General features: G+C 71.5%; 15 protein-coding genes. 7 read left to right on the top strand and 8 right to left on the bottom strand.

Translation table 11 applies throughout. The annotated features are described in order from the left end of the window. Positions 1-14 precede the first annotated feature (14 nt). The 6 genes from CR165_RS11240 to CR165_RS11215 form a co-directional block, all read right to left on the bottom strand. Positions 15-908, bottom strand: coding sequence for an aldose 1-epimerase family protein (locus tag CR165_RS11240; protein WP_109517085.1), 894 nt, complete (start codon positions 906-908; stop codon positions 15-17). A gap of 116 nt (positions 909-1,024) precedes the next feature. Next, the gene (locus CR165_RS11235; RefSeq protein WP_109517084.1) at positions 1,025-1,918 is read right to left on the bottom strand and encodes an HpcH/HpaI aldolase/citrate lyase family protein; all 894 of its coding nucleotides are present in this window, start codon (positions 1,916-1,918) and stop codon (positions 1,025-1,027) included. After that, positions 1,915-3,165 carry a CaiB/BaiF CoA transferase family protein gene (locus tag CR165_RS11230; protein ID WP_181378107.1) on the bottom strand — a complete coding sequence of 417 codons (1,251 nt, stop codon included), beginning with the start codon at positions 3,163-3,165 and terminating at the stop codon, positions 1,915-1,917. The genes CR165_RS11235 and CR165_RS11230 overlap by 4 nt, the downstream gene beginning before the upstream one ends. Further along, positions 3,152-4,252, bottom strand: a complete 1,101-nt coding sequence (locus CR165_RS11225; protein WP_109517083.1) for an ABC transporter ATP-binding protein — start codon at positions 4,250-4,252, stop codon at positions 3,152-3,154. The genes CR165_RS11230 and CR165_RS11225 overlap by 14 nt, the downstream gene beginning before the upstream one ends. Beyond that, a complete protein-coding gene (locus tag CR165_RS11220) occupies positions 4,245-5,969 on the bottom strand; it encodes an ABC transporter permease (protein WP_109517082.1) in 1,725 nt (574 codons plus the stop codon). The genes CR165_RS11225 and CR165_RS11220 overlap by 8 nt, the downstream gene beginning before the upstream one ends. A gap of 4 nt (positions 5,970-5,973) precedes the next feature. Continuing rightward, positions 5,974-7,101, bottom strand: a complete 1,128-nt coding sequence (locus tag CR165_RS11215) for an ABC transporter substrate-binding protein (protein ID WP_109517194.1) — start codon at positions 7,099-7,101, stop codon at positions 5,974-5,976. A 139-nt stretch (positions 7,102-7,240) separates the two neighbouring features. Here CR165_RS11215 and CR165_RS11210 point away from each other — a divergent pair, with 139 nt between their 5' ends. Continuing rightward, positions 7,241-7,882, top strand: coding sequence for a GntR family transcriptional regulator (locus CR165_RS11210; protein ID WP_109517081.1), 642 nt, complete (start codon positions 7,241-7,243; stop codon positions 7,880-7,882). 6 nt (positions 7,883-7,888) lie between these two features. Here CR165_RS11210 and CR165_RS11205 read toward each other — a convergent pair whose 3' ends face one another. Further along, positions 7,889-8,650, bottom strand: coding sequence for a class II aldolase/adducin family protein (locus CR165_RS11205; RefSeq protein ID WP_109517080.1), 762 nt, complete (start codon positions 8,648-8,650; stop codon positions 7,889-7,891). A 359-nt stretch (positions 8,651-9,009) separates the two neighbouring features. On the opposite strand from CR165_RS11205, the gene CR165_RS11200 reads away from it, so the two are divergent. Genes CR165_RS11200 through CR165_RS11175 form a run of 6 tightly spaced genes read left to right on the top strand, consistent with a single transcriptional unit; the run spans position 9,010 to position 15,495 of the window. Further along, positions 9,010-10,599: an ABC transporter substrate-binding protein gene (locus CR165_RS11200; protein ID WP_109517079.1), complete on the top strand. Its 1,590-nt coding sequence runs from the start codon at positions 9,010-9,012 to the stop codon at positions 10,597-10,599. 25 nt (positions 10,600-10,624) lie between these two features. After that, positions 10,625-11,569: an ABC transporter permease gene (locus CR165_RS11195; protein ID WP_181378106.1), complete on the top strand. Its 945-nt coding sequence runs from the start codon at positions 10,625-10,627 to the stop codon at positions 11,567-11,569. A gap of 8 nt (positions 11,570-11,577) precedes the next feature. Beyond that, positions 11,578-12,486, top strand: coding sequence for an ABC transporter permease (locus CR165_RS11190; RefSeq protein WP_109517078.1), 909 nt, complete (start codon positions 11,578-11,580; stop codon positions 12,484-12,486). Further along, on the top strand, positions 12,483-13,460 hold the full coding sequence (locus tag CR165_RS11185) for an ABC transporter ATP-binding protein (RefSeq protein ID WP_109517077.1): 978 nt from the start codon (positions 12,483-12,485) through the stop codon (positions 13,458-13,460). The genes CR165_RS11190 and CR165_RS11185 overlap by 4 nt, the downstream gene beginning before the upstream one ends. Continuing rightward, positions 13,457-14,479: an ABC transporter ATP-binding protein gene (locus CR165_RS11180; protein ID WP_109517076.1), complete on the top strand. Its 1,023-nt coding sequence runs from the start codon at positions 13,457-13,459 to the stop codon at positions 14,477-14,479. The genes CR165_RS11185 and CR165_RS11180 overlap by 4 nt, the downstream gene beginning before the upstream one ends. Next, complete coding sequence (locus tag CR165_RS11175; protein ID WP_109517075.1) at positions 14,476-15,495, top strand: succinylglutamate desuccinylase/aspartoacylase family protein; 1,020 nt, start codon at positions 14,476-14,478, stop codon at positions 15,493-15,495. Before CR165_RS11180 ends, CR165_RS11175 begins: the two co-directional genes overlap by 4 nt. A 9-nt stretch (positions 15,496-15,504) precedes the next feature. Here the strand turns inward: CR165_RS11175 and CR165_RS11170 are convergent, their stop codons facing one another. After that, positions 15,505-16,269, bottom strand: coding sequence for an IclR family transcriptional regulator (locus CR165_RS11170; RefSeq protein ID WP_109517074.1), 765 nt, complete (start codon positions 16,267-16,269; stop codon positions 15,505-15,507). Positions 16,270-16,298 lie beyond the last annotated feature (29 nt).

Raw genomic sequence — 16,298 nt, 5'->3', positions numbered from 1 at the left:
GCCGGGCCGGGGCCTCAGCCGCCTGGGAGTTTTCCGGGCGGCAGGAAGCGGAAGGAGACCCGGTGCCGCCCGGTTTCCCCCGGTTGCAGCCAGCGCATCGAGGGCTTCTCGGCCAGCTCTCCGCTGAATCCTTCCGGATCGCCATGCCCGGTCCAGGCTTCCAGGCAGAGGAAGGGCGCGCCGGCCGGGGACCAGAGGGCCAGATGCGGGAAGTTCTCCAGCCGCAGGGCGATGCGGCCCCGCGCGCCGTTGTGAAAGCACACGGTCCGGCTGCGCAGCCCCAGGAAGCAGAGCGCCTCCCGCGCCAGCAGGCCGGGGCTCAGGCGCAGGCGGCGGCCTTCCAGCGGCACCGGCCGCTGCCGCGCCGAGAACAGCCCGCCCGGGGCGATCTCCGGCACCTCCGGCCGCTCCGCGCGGCTGAAGTGCAGCACATGGCCCCCGGCGCCCGGCACCGCCGGGTCCCAGGCGAAGCCGGGATGCAGGCCCAGCGCATAGGGCAGGGGCACGGCGCCCGGATTGTGGATGGCGAACCCGGCCGAGAAGCCCCGCGCCATCAGCCGGTAGGACACCGTCAGGCAGAAGGCGAAGGGGAAGCGGGCGCGGCTTTCCGCCGTGTCCCGCAGGCGGAGCTGCGCCTCTGCCGGACCTTGCGACACCGCCTCGAACAGGCTGGCGGCGGCGAAGCCGTGCACGCCCATCGGGTAGTGCCGGCCCTCGTGACGGATCTCCCCGCCCCGCGTCCAGCCGACCACGGGGAACAGGATGGGCGAGGTCTGCGGCCACCAGGCCGGGTCGGCGTTCCACAGAAGCTCCTGTCCCTCCACGCGCCAGGAGCGCGGCTCGGCGCCATGGCGGGCCAGGGCGAGACTGGCGCCGCCATGGCGCAGCAGGAGGGGCTTGTCATCCATGGGGCGGTGTCCTTCCGGCGGCGTGAGTCCGCCGGGGCACCGGAAACAGCAACAGCCCGCCGAAGGCAAGACGGCAAGGCCGGGCGACCCCTGCGGTGCCCGGCCCGCCACTTCCCTCAGGCGGCGCGGGCGGCGATGGCGCGGGCACGCGCCAGCAGCGCCTCGGCGCGGCGGATGATCGGGATGTCGATCATCTTGCCGTCGATGGCGAAGGAGCCGCGCCCCTGCGCCGCCGCCTCACGGTCCAGCGCGATCATCCGCTCCGCCGCCGCCACCTTCTCGGGCGAGGGGCTGAAGCCGGCGTTCAGCACCGGCACCTGCGCCGGGTGGATGGCCGAGGCCCCGACGAAGCCGAAGGCCGCCGAGCGCCGCACCACCCGCTCATAGGCCGCGAGGTCCGAATAATCGGCCACGGTGCTGATGGTGCCGAGCGGCATCAGCCCGGCGGCCACCGCCGCCTGCAAAATCTGCTGCTTGGGCATCAGCAGCACCTCCTCGGTCGGCTCGCCGCCGATCGCCGTGGCGTAGTCCTCGGCGCCGAGCGAGAGGCCCACGGTGCGCGGCGTGGCGCGGGCGATGGCATGCGCCTGCGCCAGCGGTCCCGGCGCCTCGATCAGCGCCACGAAGCGGATGCCGCCCTCCGGCAGGCCGCGCTGCTGCTCCAGGCGGGAGACCAGCTCGTCCAGCAGCCGCAGATGGTCCGGCCCCTCCACCTTCGTCACCATGATGGCGGCGACGCCGGGGATCACCGCCGCCTCGATGTCGCGCACCGCATCCTCCAGCGGCTGGTTGATGCGCACCAGGATGTCGGCGCGCGCCTCGCGCTTCAGCCGGGCCACGGCGGCCTCCACCCTGCGGCGGGCCTCCGGCTTGTCGGCTGGGGCGATGCTGTCCTCCAGGTCGAGCTGGATGGCGTCGGCGCCGCGCTCATGCGCGCGGGCCAGGAAGCGCTCCACATTCACCGGCACGAACAGGCCGGAGCGCCACACCGGGTGCGGGCGCGGGCTCATGGCGCCACCACCAGGCCGGAGGCCATGGCCGCCTCGATCTCGGCCCCGGCGAAGCCCTGCGCCGCCAGGATGTCCCGGCTGTGCTGGCCGAGGCGCGGCGCCGGGGCGCGGATGGCGCCCGGCGTGCCGGAGAGCCGCGCCGGGATGGCGTGCATCGGGAACTGCCCCATCTCCTCGTCCGGGTACTCGGCCAGCAGGCCGCGCGCCTGCACGTGGCGGTCCGCCATGAAGCGGACGATGTCGTTGACCGGGCCGATGGTGACCTCGGCGGCTTCGAAGAAGGCCACGTTTTCCTCCAATGTCTTCTGGGCGACGAAGGCGCCGATGATGGCGTCCAGCTCCTCGCCATGCGCCACGCGCTGCTCGTTGGTGCGGAAGCGCGGGTCCTCGGTCAGCTCGCCGCGCCCGATCGAGCGCAGCACCCGCTCCGCCATGCCCTGGGTGGAGGCGGAGAGGCAGACCCAGCCGCCATCCCTGGTGCGGTAGACGTTGCGCGGCGCGGCGCCGGTGGAGCGGCTGCCGGTGCGCGGCTTGGTCTTTCCCGTGAGGCGGTAGTTGGCCGCCTGCGGGCCGAGCGCGGTGAACAGCGGATCCAGCAGCGGCAGGTCGATCACCTGGCCCTGGCCGCCGCGCATCTCCACCGCGCGCAGCGCCGCCATGGCGGCGAAGGCGCCGGTGAGGCCGGCGATGGTGTCGGCCAGGTACATGGGCGGCAGCACCGGCTCGCGGTCGGCGAAGCCGTTCATGTCGGCGAAGCCCGCGAAACCTTCCACCAGCGTGCCGAAGCCGGGGCGGCGGGAATAGGGCCCGTCCTGCCCCCAGCCGGAGATGCGGACGATGATCAGCCGCGGCTCCAGCTTCAGCAATTCCTCCGGCGGCAGGCCCATCGCCTCCAGCGTGCCGGGGCGGAAGCTCTCCACCAGGATGGCGGCGCCGGGGACGAGGCGGCGGATCAGCGGCACCGCCTCGGGGTGGCGGAAGTCGATGCAGAGGCTGCGCTTGCCGCGGCCATGCACCTTCCAGGCGGTCTCCACCCCGCGCACCCGCCAGCCGCGCAGCGTGTCGCCGTCGCGCGGCTCCACCTTGTCCACCGTGGCGCCGAAATCGGCCAGGTGCTGCGTCAGCGTGTTGCCGGCGACGAGGCGGGAGAGGTCCAGCACCCGCACGCCGTCCAGCGGGCCGGAGGCGCCGGGCGTGTAGTCGGCATGGGGCAGGCCGGCGGCCCGCGCGGTATCAAGCGGCGACATCGGCGCCTCCTCGGAACAGGATGCCGCCCGCATGGGGCAGCCAGAGATCGAGCCGGTCCTCGGCCGGGGGCTGGCGCGCCTCCAGCCGCAGCGCGGCACCCGCCAGCTCCAGCCCCACCTGCCAGTTGCCGCCGACATAGGAGCGGCTGGTGACGCGCGTGGCCAGCACGGAGCCGCCCTCCGGCGCGGTGCCCGGCGGCGCCACCTGCATCTGCTCGGGGCGGAAGGCGAGGGTGACGCGGCTGCCGCCGGGGGCGGCGCGCTCGGCCACCGCCTCCAGCCGCTGGCCGTCGGCCAGTTCCAGCAGGGCGCGGCCGCCGGCCGGCGCATCGCCCACCACGCGGGCGGGCAGGAAGTTGGTGGTGCCGATGAAATCCGCCACGAAGGGATCGGCCGGCCGCTCGTAGATCTCCTGCGGCGTGCCGATCTGCGCGATGCGCCCGCCATTCATCACCACGATGCGGTCGGAGAGCGAGAGCGCCTCGATCTGGTCGTGGGTGACGTAGATGGTGGTGAGGCCGAGCCGCGTGCGCAGCTCGGCCAGCCAGGCGCGGGCGCGGTCGCGCAGCTTGGCGTCGAGGTTGGAGAGCGGCTCGTCCAGCAGCAGGATGGCCGGGCGGTACACCAGCGTGCGCGCCAGCGCCACGCGCTGCTGCTGCCCGCCCGAAAGCTCGTGCGGGTAGCGGCCGGCGTAGCGCTCCATCTCGACCAGCGCCAGCACCTCGTCGATCCGGCGCTTCCGCTCCGCCGCCGCCACCTTGCGGAGGGTGAGCGGGAAGGCGACGTTGTCGGCCACCGTCATGTGCGGCCACAGCGCGTAGCTCTGGAAGACGAGGCCGCAGCTGCGCGCTTCGGGCGGCAGGTAGATGCCGCGCGCGGCGTCGAAATACACCGTGCCGCCCACCTGGATGCGGCCGCCATCGGCGCGGTCGAGCCCCGCCACGGCGGCGAGGGTGGTGGACTTGCCGCAGCCCGAGGGGCCGAGCAGGGTGACGAACTCGCCATCCGCCACGTGCAGGTTGACGTCATCGACGGCGGTGACGCCGCCGAAGCGCTTGGTCAGCCCCTGGATGGTCAGGTCAGCCATGCAGCTTCACTCCGAAGATGCCGCGCACGGCGGCGACGCAGACGGCGATGACCGCCACCTGGATGGTCGCCAGCGCGGCGACGAGGCCGACCTCCCCCTGCACCCACAGCTGCAGCAGCGTGGTGCCGATGACCTCGCTGCCGGGGGCGAAGAGGAAGATCGCGGTCGAGTATTCCTTGAAGAAGGAGATGAAGAGGATGGTGAAGCAGCCGACCAGGGCGGGGCGCATCAGCGGCAGCAGGATGCGGCGGCTGGTGGTCCACCAGTCGGCGCCCTGCACGCGGGCGGCGCGGTCGAGGTCGTGGCTGACTTGCAAGAGCATGGGCGCCACGGCGCCGATGCCGGCCGGGATGAAGCGCATGGTGAAGGCGATCACCAGGATCCAGATGGAGTTGCGCAGGAAGCCGAGGCCCGGCAGCAGCGCGAAGGCGTAGAAGAAGCCGATGCCCGCCACCACCCCCGGCACCGCGCGCGGGAACAGCGCCAGGTATTGCAGCGCGCCGCGGAAGCGGAATTCCGAGCGATGCACGATGATGGCCACCAGCCCGATCAGCGCCGTGGCGATGGCGCCGCCCACCAGGCTGACCACGAAGGAATTCCACACCGCGCGGGAATAGACGGGGTACTCGAAGATCTGCACGAAGTTGCCGGTGGTCAGCACTTCCGAGAGCGGGATCATCGGCGAGAGGAAGGCGGTGAAGGCGCGCAGCACCAGCACGCCGATCGGCGCGATGACGGTGGCCAGGATGTAGAGCGCGGCCAGGATGAACAGCGGCCAGCGCAGCCCGCCCAGGCGGAAGGGGCGGGGCCGCGTCGCCTTGCCGCCGAGCGTGATGAAGCGGCGCGTGTTGCCCAGCATCCGCCCCTGCAGCCAGACCAGGAAGCACACCACCGCCAGCATCAGCGCCGCCGCCGTGGCCACCAGCCCGTGGTCGGGCCGCGGCGAGGAGATGCCGTTGTTGAACAGGAAGGTGGTGAGCACGGTGATGCCCGCCGGGTCGCCGAAGATCAGCGGGATGGAGAGCAGCTCCAGCCCCACGGTGAAGTTCAGCACGGCGCTGTAGGCGATGGCCGGCTTCATCAGCGGCAGGGTGATGCGCCACAGCGTGCGGAAGGTGCCGGCGCCGGAGACGCGCGCCGCCTCCTCCAGCGAGGGGTCGGTGATGCTGGCGGAGGAGAGGCAGTAGATATAGGCCAGCGGCGCCTGCGACACGCCGGCGATGACCGCCATGCCGGCCAGCGAATAGAGCGTCCAGGGCGCCTCGCCCAGCACCGACTGCCACAGCATGGTGAGGTAGCCCGCCGGGCCATAGACGGCGTACCAGCCGAAGGAGAGCACCAGCGCCGAGAGGTAGAGCGGCCAGAGGAAGAACTCGCTCATCAGCCGCGCCAGCGGCAGGTCGGTGCGGCCGAACAGGATGGCGGCCAGTGTGCCCACGAACTGCGCCACCAGCGTGGTCAGCGCCGCCAGCACGACCGTGTTCAGCAGCACCAGCCCGAAGCCCTCGGTGCGGGCCAGGCGGGCGAAATTGGCGAGCGTCAAATTGTACTCGGCGTCGTAGAGCGCGCCGTCGAGCACCGATTGCAGCAGCACGGGCAGCAGCGGCCCCGCCACCAGCACGAGCACCAGCAGCGCGGTGCCGTACTGGATCGGCGCGGCGCGCGGGATGGCCGGCGGCGCGGGCGGCGCCTCCGGCCGGGACATGGCCAGGCTCATCGGCTCAGCTCACGCCGTAGGCCTGCTTCCAGCGGTCGATGAAGGGCTGGTACTGCTCCAGCATCGCCGGGTTGTAGTCGATGAAGGCGATGTTCTTCTCGCCGCCCACCGCCTCGCTGATCGAGCTGAAGGTGTGGCGGATGCCCTCGCCGGGGCGGATATCGGGGCGCGCCGGCGTCAGCCCGCCGCGGCCGAAGGCACGCTGCCCCTCGGCGGAGGCGATGTAGTCCAGCATCAGCTTGGCCGCGTTGACATTGCGCGCCCCCTTCGGGATGGCCATGCCGCGCAGGATGACGAGCTGCCCGTCCTCGATGAAGTTCCAGCCCAGCACGCGCGCCCGCGCCGGGTCGTTCAGCCGGGGCCAGAAGGTGATGGCGGAGACGAACCAGCCCGCGGCGTATTCGCCCGAGGTGACCTTCTCGGTCATCGGCCCGCCGGAGCGTTCCCAGCGCGGCTGGGCGGGGGCGATCTGCTTGAACCACTCCCAGGCCTGATCGCCATGCTTCTGCACGAAGCCGAAATTGGCCGAGTAGCCGAAGCCGCCATTGTGCGCGCCGTAGCTGGTCAGCTTGTTGCGCCAGCGCGCGCGGTTCTCCTGCGCCAGGTTGGCGAATTGCGCGAAGCTCTTCGGCTGCTGCGCCTCCGGCACCAGCATCTTGTTGTAGATGAACACCAGCGGGTCGGCCGAGACGGTGTAGACGCCGGGCCAGGGCTTCGACCAGGCGGGCCAGGCGGCGGCCTCGGGGCTCTCATAGGGCATCACCTCGCCGCGCTGCTGGAACTCGATCCAGCCCGAGGGGTCGGCGGTGGCCAGCAGGTCGGCGGTGCGGCTGTTGGTGCCGCGCTCGGCGAGGTAGCGCTCGAACACCTCGCGCGAGTTCGGCAGGTCGAGCGTCTCCACCTTGATCTTGGGGTAGCGGCGGTTGAACCCCTCCAGCACCGGCCGCCAGTTCTCGGCCGACATGATGGAGGAGATCAGCAGGCTTCCCTCGCGCTCCGCGCCCGCCACCACCTCCTGGTAGCCCTGCGGGTAGCCGGCGGGGGCTCCTGTCGCGTTCGCCTGCGCCCGCAGCCCGGCGGGCAGCAGCAGGGCGGGCAGGGCAAGGGTCGTGCGGCGTCCGATCCGGTTCATGGACATGTCCTCTCCCGATGGGGTCCGCCGGAAACGGCGCTCTCGACCCCGGCGCTCTTTGGCGCAATTATTGGCGCCAATACGCTAGGGCCGCTGTTCCGCCCCTGACAACCCTCTTTCAGCACAGGAACGATCACGAATGGCCCGACCGCCCCGCCCGCGCCGCGCCCTGGCCGCCGAGATCGCGGCCGCCATCCGCGGCGGCGCCTACCGCGCCGGCGAGTGGCTGCGCCAGGTGGACCTGGAGGAGCGCTTCGGCGCCACGCGCTTCGACATCCGCGCGGCGCTGGCCGAGCTGGCGCTGCGGCAGACGGTGGAGCATGTGCCCAACCGCGGCTTCCGCGTCGCCACGCCGGACCGCCAGCGCATCCGCGACATGCTGGCGGTGCGTGCCCTGCTGGAGGTGGAGGCGGCGCTCACCGCCCTGCCGCAGCTGGACGCCGCCGCCCTGCGCCTGCTGGAAGCGAAGGCCGACGCCTTCGACCGCGCCGTGGCGGAGGGCACCCCGGCGAGCCAGAGCGCCACCAATCTAGACTTCCACGACACGCTCTACGGCTTCTCGCCCAATCGTGCCCTGGTGGAGGTGGCGACCGAGACACGCGACCGCGCTCGGCTCTGGCCGCTGGTGCTATGGCCTTCCATGCAGTCGCTGCGGCGCAGCGCGGAGGGCCACCGCGAGATCCTGGCCGCGCTGCGCGCGGGCGACGCCGCGCGGGTGGCCGCCAGCGTGCGGTCGCACATCCTGGGCTCGGCCGCCAACCAGCCGGTGGAGGAGGGCTGACCCGCGCTACTGCGCGTAGTCGGGCTCCTCGCGGCCCAGGATGCGGTGCCAGGCGTCGAGGTGCAGCCGCGCATCCAGCTTCTCGCCCCAGGGGCCATGGTGGTGGCGGCGCAGCCCCTCGGGCAGGCGGTGCAGCGGCTGGCCGGTCTGCATCGCCGTCATCTGGTACATGGCCGTGCGCTCGGCGATGTAGCATTCGTCGAAGGCATCATGCACGGTGGGGCCGACCACGGTGACACCATGGCCGCGCATCACCATCACGCTCTTCTCGCCCATCAGCCGGGCGATGCGGTCGCCTTCCTCGTTCACATGCACCGGCTCGTCGCCCTCGCGGTCATAGACGATGCGGTCGTTGAGCAGGAGGTTGTTGTGGTGCGAGAGCGCCAGCTCGGCATCCCGCAGCAGCGAGAGCGCGGTGAGCCAGCGCGGATGCACATGCACCACGCAGGCGGCCGCCGGGTTCTGCAGGTGGATGCGCGCATGAATGTGGAAGGCCACCTTGCGCAGCTCGCCGCGCCCCTGCAGCACGCGCCCCTCGAGGTCGCAGACGATGAGGTCGCTCGCCCGAAGCTCCTGGAACAGGTAGCCGCGCGGGTTGATCAGGAAGCGCGTGGCGCTGCCCGGCAGCATCAGGCTGTTGTGGTTGCCGATGTGCTCGTTCCAGCCCAGCCGCGCGGCGACGCGGAACACGGCCGCCATGTCGCGGCGCAGGGCCCACTCCGCCTCCTCGTCGGCGCTGCGGCTGAGGCTCTCGATCGTCGCGGCCATGCGGGTCTCCTCCGCGGGCAGCCGGTTCAAGGCGCCCCTGCTGGAATACCGTCCGGGAACGAAAGGGTCCACGAGACGGGAAGGAATGGCAAGGCACAATCGGAGGCCTTCGCAACTTTGCCGGCAGCAGCGGGAACGTTCCCAAATGGCAGGATTCCTTGACGGCCCCTGCGTTCCGGGTCGCCCTGCAATCGGGCAGGCCGTCCAGCCCTTGTGCAATGCAGCGTCGTCACCGGGCGCCGCGGCATCGCTTCCCCGCGCATTCGCAATGAATTCCGGTTGACGGGCCGCACCACTGACCGGCAGCCTTCCGGGCGCCGTGCTCCGGCGATCCCATCCAGCGACTGGGGGAATTGACGATGAAGCGTGCCTTCACGACCGGATGCGCCCTGCCGGCGCTGTTCGCAGCCACCCTCCCGCTCCTGACCGCAGGGCCGGCCGCCGCCGCGCCCTTCGCCTGCCCGAACCGAGGCGGGAACCTGGTGTTCGGCCAGGAGGCCAACGTCAACAGCCTGGACCAGATGACGTCCAGCACCATCTCCACCCGCAACATCGCGATGAACATCTACGAGTCGCTCGTCACGCGGGACGAGAACAACAAGCCCATCGCCGAGCTGGCCGAGAGCTTCGAGGAATCGCCCGACAGGCTCGCCTACACCTTCCGGCTGCGCCAGGGCATCACCTTCCACAACGGCAAGCCGATGACCTCGGCCGATGTCGCCGCCTCCTTCGACCGCTACAAGCGCATCGGGCTGCAGCGCAGCACGCTGGACAACGTGGCGGGCTGGGAGACGCCGGATGCCGGCACCTTCGTCATCCGCATGGCGCGCGCGCAGCCCACCTTCATCGAGGCGCTCTCCTCCTTCAGCGTGCCGATCGTCATCATCCCCGCCGAGCACAAGGATGATGCGCCGCAGCAGCTCCGCCCCGTGGGCACCGGGCCGTTCCGCCTGGTGGAGTTCACGCCGGGCAGCCATGCCCGCCTCGCGCGGTACGACGGCTACAAGCCCAACACCGCCTATGAGGAGGCGACGGGCTTCGGCGGCTACAAGCAGGCCTGCCTGGACACGGTGACCTTCCGCATCGTCACCGAGGCCTCGGCCCGCGTCGCCGGGCTGGAGACGGGCGAGCTGCAAGGGGTGGAGGACATCCCGACGCAGTCGGTCGAGGCGATGCGGAAGAACCCGAACGTCACGGTGCTGCCGCTGAAGAACTGGTGGATCCAGATCGCGCTGCCCAATGTCGCCCACCCGCCGACCGACAACCTCAAGTTCCGCCAGGCCGTGCAGGCCGCGCTGGGCATGGAGGACATCATGGATGCGGCGACGGACAACAACTACACGCTGAATGTCGGCTTCCAGTTCCCCAACCAGCCTAGCTACACGGATGCGGGGAAGGAGACCTACAACATCAACGACCCGGACCGGGCGAAGCGCCTGCTGCGCGAATCCGGCTACAAGGGCGAGCCCATCGTCATCCTGACCAACCGCGACTATGCGCCGATGTACAATGCGGCGCTGGTCATGCAGCAGCAGATGCAGGCTGTCGGTATCAAGGCCGAGCTGAAGGTGGTGGACTGGCCGACCTCGGTGCAGATGTCGCAGAAGGTGAACAGCACCGAGTGGCACTTCTTCCACAGCGGCTGGGGCACGCAGCCGGCGCTCGGCGCGCTCGCCACCATGCAGTTCCTGGCAGCCCCCGGCGCCAACTACCGCCCGCGCGACGACAAGCCGGACCCGGATGTCGAGGCCGCCTGGTCCGACATGAACACCAAGCCCACCGAGGCCGAGCGCAACGCCGCCTTCGCGCGGATGCAGAAGCTGGTGCTGGAGCGGGCCTATGCCTACCCCTTCGGCTCGCTCACCAAGGTGCAGGCGGTGCGCGCCAATGTGCAGAACTTCCGCCCCTTCCGCATCCCGCGCTTCAGCAATGTCTGGATCAAGCCATGAGGGCTGAGCGGGGGAGGCGGATGCGGTGATCGGCGTCGCCCTGCGCCGCATCGGCAGCGCCGTGCCGGTGCTGCTGCTGGTCAGCCTCATCACCTTCGGGATGATGCGGCTGATCCCGGGCGACCCGGCGGCGGCCATCGCCGGGCTTTCCGCCACCCAGCGCGAGATCGAGCAGATCCGCGCCGATCTCGGGCTGAACGAGCCCTTCCTGGTGCAGCTGCTGCGCTGGTATGGCGGGCTGCTGCAGGGTGATCTCGGCCGCTCCATCCTGATGGGCAAGGGCGTCGTCGCCGTCACCTTCGAGCGGCTCCCGGTGACGCTCGGCCTTTCCGCCTACGCGCTGGTGCTGACGTTGGCCATCGGCCTGCTGGCGGGCATCCTCGCCGCGCTGCGGCAGAACACGCTGATCGACCAGCTGGCGATGATGTTCGCCATGATCGGCATCTCGGTGCCCAGCTTCTTCCTCGGCCTGCTGATGATCATCCTGTTCTCGGTGCGCCTCGGCTGGCTGCCCACCGGCGGCTACATCCCCTTCGGCGAGGACCCGTGGGGCTGGTTCCGCAGCGCCACCATGCCGGCCATCTCGCTGGCGCTGCTGCAGGCGGGTCTGCTGGCGCGTATCACCCGCTCCACCATGCTGGAGGTGATGCGGCAGGACTATATCCGCACCGCCCGCGCCAAGGGGCTGCCGGGGCGGCAGGTGGTGTTCAAGCACGCCCTCGCCAACGCGATGATCCCGATCACCACCGTCATCGGCATCATCATCAGCCTGCTGCTCTCCGGCGCGGTGGTGACGGAGGCGCTGTTCTCCATCCCCGGCATCGGCGGGTTGCTGACGCAGGCGGTGCTGAACCGCGACTACCCGCTGGTGCAGGGCGGGTTGCTGCTGGTCACCGCCTTTCTCGTGCTCGTCAACATCGGCATCGACATGCTCTATGCCTGGCTCGATCCCCGGGTGCGCTATGAGTGAGGTGCACTATGAGTGAGACGGGCGCCCTGCCGCTGGAAGCCACCCTGGCCGCGCCAGAGGCCGAGCCACGGCGCCGCCACCCGGCCTGGGCCACGCTGCGGCGGCTGTTCCGGCACCGGCTCTTCGTCACCGGGCTGGTGCTGTTCGGCATCATCGCCTTCATGGCCGCCGCCGCGCCCTGGATCACGGACGCAAACCCGAACCGCCTCTCCATGCGCAACAAGTTCCAGCCGCCGGGCGGGGACTGGGTGTTCGGCACGGACAATTTTGGCCGCAGCCTGTGGTCGCGCGTCGTCTGGGGGGCGCAGCTCTCGGTGATGATCGGCCTGTCCGTCGTCGCGCTGAACGCCGTGTTCGGCACGCTGATCGGCGCCCTGGCCGGCTATTTCCGCCGGCTCGACAACATCCTGATGCGGGTCAACGACGCGCTGATGGCCTTCCCCGCCATCCTGCTCGCCATCGGCGTCACCGCCATGCTGGGGCCATCCACCTTCAACGTCATCCTGGCGCTCGGCATCGTCTATATCCCGCGCACGGCCCGCATCGTCCGCGCCTCGGTCATCGTGCTGCGGGAGATGGAGTATGTGCAGGCCGCCGTCGCGGCAGGGGCGGGGCACTGGCGCATCCTGCGCCACCACATCCTGCCCAACGCCATGGCGCCGATGATCGTGCAGCTCTCCTTCCTCTTCGCCTATGCGGTGCTGTCCGAGGCCACGCTCTCCTTCCTCGGCCTTGGCGCCGTGCCGCCGACGCCCACCTGGGGCAACATCATGGCCGAGGGGCGGGACTTCATGCGCGACGCGCCCTGGATCATCGCCATCCCCGGCGTGACGCTGATGATCACCGTGCTCGGCCTCAACATGCTGGGCGACGGGCTGCGCGACGTGCTCGACCCCCGGCTGAGGATCCAGCAATGAGCCTGCTCGACATCCGCGGCCTGACCACCGCCTTCCAGACCGAGCGCGGCGAGATCACCGCCGTCGAGGACATCAGCTTCAGCCTGGAGGAGGGCGAGATCCTCGGCATCGTCGGCGAGAGCGGCAGCGGCAAGAGCGTCACGGCGCTCACCGTCATGGGGCTGCTGCCGCGGCCGCCGGCGCGCATCGTCTCGGGCTCGGTGCGCTTCGCCGGGCAGGAGCTGACCGGCCTCTCCGAGCGGCAGATGCAGAAGGTGCGCGGCCCCGGCATCGCCATGATCTTCCAGGAGCCGATGACCTCGCTCAATCCGGTGTTCCGCATCGGCGAGCAGATCATGGAGACGATCCGCGCGCATGAGCGCCTCTCCACCCGGGCGCTGCGCGACCGCGCGGTGCAGATGCTGGAGAAGGTCGGCATCCCGTCCCCCGCGCGGCGGCTCGACGACTATCCGCACCAGCTCTCCGGCGGGCAGCGCCAGCGCGTGATGATCGCTATGGCGCTGGCCTGCAACCCGCGCCTGCTGATCGCCGACGAGCCCACGACCGCGCTCGACGTGACGATCCAGGCGCAGATCCTCGACCTGCTGATGGACCTGCGCGACGAGTTCGGCATGGCCATCATGATCATCACCCACAACATGGGCGTCGTCGCCGAGACGGCGGACCGGGTGATGGTGATGTATGCCGGCCGCGTGGTGGAGGAGGCGCCGGTCGGCACGGTCTTCGACGCGCCGCTGCACCCCTACACCCGCGGGCTGCTCGATTGCGTGCCCTCGCTCTCGGCCGCGAAGCCAAGGCTGGTGGCCATCCCCGGCAACCTGCCGGAGCCGGCGCGCCGTCCCTCCGGCTGCCGCTTCCGGCCGCGCTGCGGGCTGGCGGTGCCGGCCTGCGCCGCCGCCATCCCGCCGCTCGACCCGCACGGGCCGGGGCACCGCGTGGCCTGCATCCGCGCCACGGCCGAGGTGGCGGCATGACGCGCCCGCTGGTCGAGGCGGCGGCGCTCTCCAAGCACTTCACCCTCGGCGGCGGCGGGCTGTTCCGCCGCCCGGGCGAGACGCTGCGCGCCGTGGACGGCGTGGACCTGCGCATCATGGAGGGCGAGACGCTGGGGCTGGTGGGGGAATCCGGCTGCGGCAAGTCCACCCTCGGCCGGCTGCTGATCCGGCTGATCGAGGCCTCGGACGGCCAGGTGCTGTTCGACGGCGCCGACATCACCGGCCTGCCGCCGGCCAAGCTGCGCAGCCTGCGCCGCGCCATGCAGATCATCTTCCAGGACCCCTATGGCGCCCTCAACCCGCGCATGGCGGTGGAGGACATCGTCATGGAGCCGATGGTGATCCACGGCGCGAAGCCCGACGCCGCGGCGCGGCAGCGCGTGGCGGCGATGCTGGAGCTGGTCGGCCTGCCGCGCCAGGCGGCGCTGCGCTTCCCGCACGAATTCTCCGGCGGCCAGCGGCAGCGCATCGGCATCGCCCGCGCGCTCGTGCTGCGGCCGCGCTTCATCGTCTGCGACGAGGCGGTCTCGGCCCTCGATGTCTCGGTGCAGGCGCAGATCGTCAACCTGCTGCAGGACCTGCAGCGGGAGATGGGGCTGACCTACCTGTTCATCGCGCACGACCTCTCGGTGGTGCGCCACATCTCGGACCGGGTCGCGGTGATGTATCTCGGGCGGGTGGTGGAGATCGCTCCCAAGGCCGCCATCTACGACGCCCCGATGCACCCCTACACCCGGGCGCTGATCGCCGCCGTGCCGGCGCCGCACCCGGCCGGGCGCGCCGCGCGCCGCGCCGCCCGGCTGCGGGTGGAGGGCGAGATGCCGAGCGCGCTCAACCTGCCGCCCGGCTGCCGCTTCCACACGCGCTGCCCGCACGCCATGGCGGTCTGTCGCAGCGTCTCCCCGCCGCTGCGCGAATACGCGCCCGGCCACAGCACCGCCTGCCACCTGCACGACCCGCAGCACCGCCCGGCAGCCACCGAGGAGTTCGCCGCATGAGCCAGACCGCCCGCACCCGCATCCTCTGCGATGTCGATTTCGAGCGGGACGGGATGCAGACCGGCTATCTGCGCCTGTTCCACTCCTCGCACGCCTCCGCCTATGGCTTCCTGCCCATCCCGATCGTGGTGATCCGCAACGGCGAGGGGCCGACGGCGCTGTTCGTCTCCGGCAACCATGGCGACGAGTATGAGGGGCAGGTGGCGCTCGCCAATCTCGTCCAGGCCCTGAAGCCCGAGCAGATCCGCGGCCGCGTCATCATCCTGCCCACCGCCAACTATCCGGCGGCCATGGCCGGCAACCGCGTCTCGCCGGTGGACAACCTCAACCTCAACCGCATCTTCCCCGGCGACCCGGATGGCAGCGTCACGGAGCAGATCGCCTGGTTCATCAGCGAGCAGCTCATCCCGCGCGCCGACCTGGTGTGCGACCTGCATTCGGGCGGCTCCTCGCTGCTCTACACGCCCTGCGCGCTCACCGGCCGCACGGCGGACCCGGCGCTCTACGAGAGGCAGCTCGCGGCGCTGAAGGCCTTCGGCGCGCCGCTGGCCTATGTGCAGGGCCGCGCCCAGGGGCAGGGGGGCAACCAGACGCTGGGCGGCATCGCCGAGCGGCACGGCATCCCGAGCCTCGGCACCGAGCTGGGCGGGGCGGGCGCCGTCTCCCGCGAGGGGCTGGCCATCGCCGAGCGGGGGGTGCGCAACCTGCTGGTCCATCTCGGCATCCTGCCGCCCGAGGCGCGGATCGCCGCGCCGGAGACGCGCATCGTCGGCCTGGGCGGCCAGGACCACTTCGTCTACGCCGAGGAGCCGGGGCTGTTCGAGCCGCTGGTGGAGCTGGGCGAGGCGGTGCGGGCCGGCCAGCCCGCGGCCCTGCTGCACACGCCGGAGACGCCGTGGAAGCCGCCGCTGGAGCACCGCTTCCCGATCGATGGCCTGGTGCTCTGCAAGCGCCAGCCCGGCCGCAGCCAGCGCGGTGACTGCCTGTTCGTGCTGGGCGGCGCCATGCCGGGTTGAACCCGTTCTTCAGCCGCCGAGGCGGGCGCCCACCTGCCGGATCATCTCCAGCAGGCGCGGGCCGGCTGCCTCCAGCCGCCCCTCCTCCGCCGCGACGCCGATGGTCGAGCAGCTGAAGCTGAACACGCCCTGGCCGCGCGGGTCGATCAGCGGCGCGCCGACCGCCGCCACATCAGGGCGCAGCTGGCCGATGACGATGCAGAAGCCCTGCCGCTCCAGCTGCGCGAAGGAGTGCCGGACCGCCGCCTGCTCGGCCGGCCAGGCCGCGCCTGCCCGCTGCCGCAGCCGCTCCAGCGTCTCCGCCTGCTGGCGGCGCTCCATGGCGAACAGCGCCGCATGGCCCAGCGCGGTGCGGGCGATGGGCAGGCGCGCCCCCATCTCGCTCGCCACCACCACCTGCCCGGCCATCTGCGCCAGTTCGAAATGCAGCATCTCGTCGCCCACCGGCATGGCGAGGTCCACCGGCAGGTCGATCGCCTCGCTCAGCGCCCGCATCAGCGGCGCCGCGACGCTGCGGATGTCGAGATGCGCCAGCCGCGACAGGCCCAGCCGCAGCGCCGCCGGGCCGAGCTGCCAGCCGCCGCGCTCCAGCCGCTCCAGATAGCCCATCGCCGCCAGGCTCAGCGCCAGGCGCGAGAGGGTGGAGCGCGTCAGCCCCAGCCGCTCCGCGAGCGCCTGCCCGGAGAGCGGGCGCGGCGCGGCGGCGACGGCCTCCAGGATCTGGAAGCTCTTGCGCACGGCGGTCGGCACGGTGTCGGCGTCAGGGGTGGTCACAGGCGGAGGATAGCAGGCCGGGCCTCGCG

The sequence above is a fragment of the Teichococcus aestuarii genome, from assembly GCF_003116135.1.
Taxonomy (GTDB): Bacteria; Pseudomonadota; Alphaproteobacteria; order Acetobacterales; family Acetobacteraceae; genus Pseudoroseomonas; species Pseudoroseomonas aestuarii.
Note: the sequence above shows the minus strand (reverse complement) of the source record. Positions and strands in the feature narration are given on the sequence as shown.

What these genes read in the sequence shown, in the direction of transcription:
- CR165_RS11240 (WP_109517085.1), bottom strand. Translation starts at nt 908, where the DNA reads ATGGATGACAAGCCCCTCCTGCTGCGCCATGGCGGCGCCAGTCTCGCC.
- CR165_RS11235 (WP_109517084.1), bottom strand. Translation starts at nt 1,918, where the DNA reads ATGAGCCCGCGCCCGCACCCGGTGTGGCGCTCCGGCCTGTTCGTGCCG.
- CR165_RS11230 (WP_181378107.1), bottom strand. Translation starts at nt 3,165, where the DNA reads ATGTCGCCGCTTGATACCGCGCGGGCCGCCGGCCTGCCCCATGCCGAC.
- CR165_RS11225 (WP_109517083.1), bottom strand. Translation starts at nt 4,252, where the DNA reads ATGGCTGACCTGACCATCCAGGGGCTGACCAAGCGCTTCGGCGGCGTC.
- CR165_RS11220 (WP_109517082.1), bottom strand. Translation starts at nt 5,969, where the DNA reads ATGAGCCTGGCCATGTCCCGGCCGGAGGCGCCGCCCGCGCCGCCGGCC.
- CR165_RS11215 (WP_109517194.1), bottom strand. Translation starts at nt 7,101, where the DNA reads ATGAACCGGATCGGACGCCGCACGACCCTTGCCCTGCCCGCCCTGCTG.
- CR165_RS11210 (WP_109517081.1), top strand. Translation starts at nt 7,241, where the DNA reads ATGGCCCGACCGCCCCGCCCGCGCCGCGCCCTGGCCGCCGAGATCGCG.
- CR165_RS11205 (WP_109517080.1), bottom strand. Translation starts at nt 8,650, where the DNA reads ATGGCCGCGACGATCGAGAGCCTCAGCCGCAGCGCCGACGAGGAGGCG.
- CR165_RS11200 (WP_109517079.1), top strand. Translation starts at nt 9,010, where the DNA reads ATGAAGCGTGCCTTCACGACCGGATGCGCCCTGCCGGCGCTGTTCGCA.
- CR165_RS11190 (WP_109517078.1), top strand. Translation starts at nt 11,578, where the DNA reads ATGAGTGAGACGGGCGCCCTGCCGCTGGAAGCCACCCTGGCCGCGCCA.
- CR165_RS11185 (WP_109517077.1), top strand. Translation starts at nt 12,483, where the DNA reads ATGAGCCTGCTCGACATCCGCGGCCTGACCACCGCCTTCCAGACCGAG.
- CR165_RS11180 (WP_109517076.1), top strand. Translation starts at nt 13,457, where the DNA reads ATGACGCGCCCGCTGGTCGAGGCGGCGGCGCTCTCCAAGCACTTCACC.
- CR165_RS11175 (WP_109517075.1), top strand. Translation starts at nt 14,476, where the DNA reads ATGAGCCAGACCGCCCGCACCCGCATCCTCTGCGATGTCGATTTCGAG.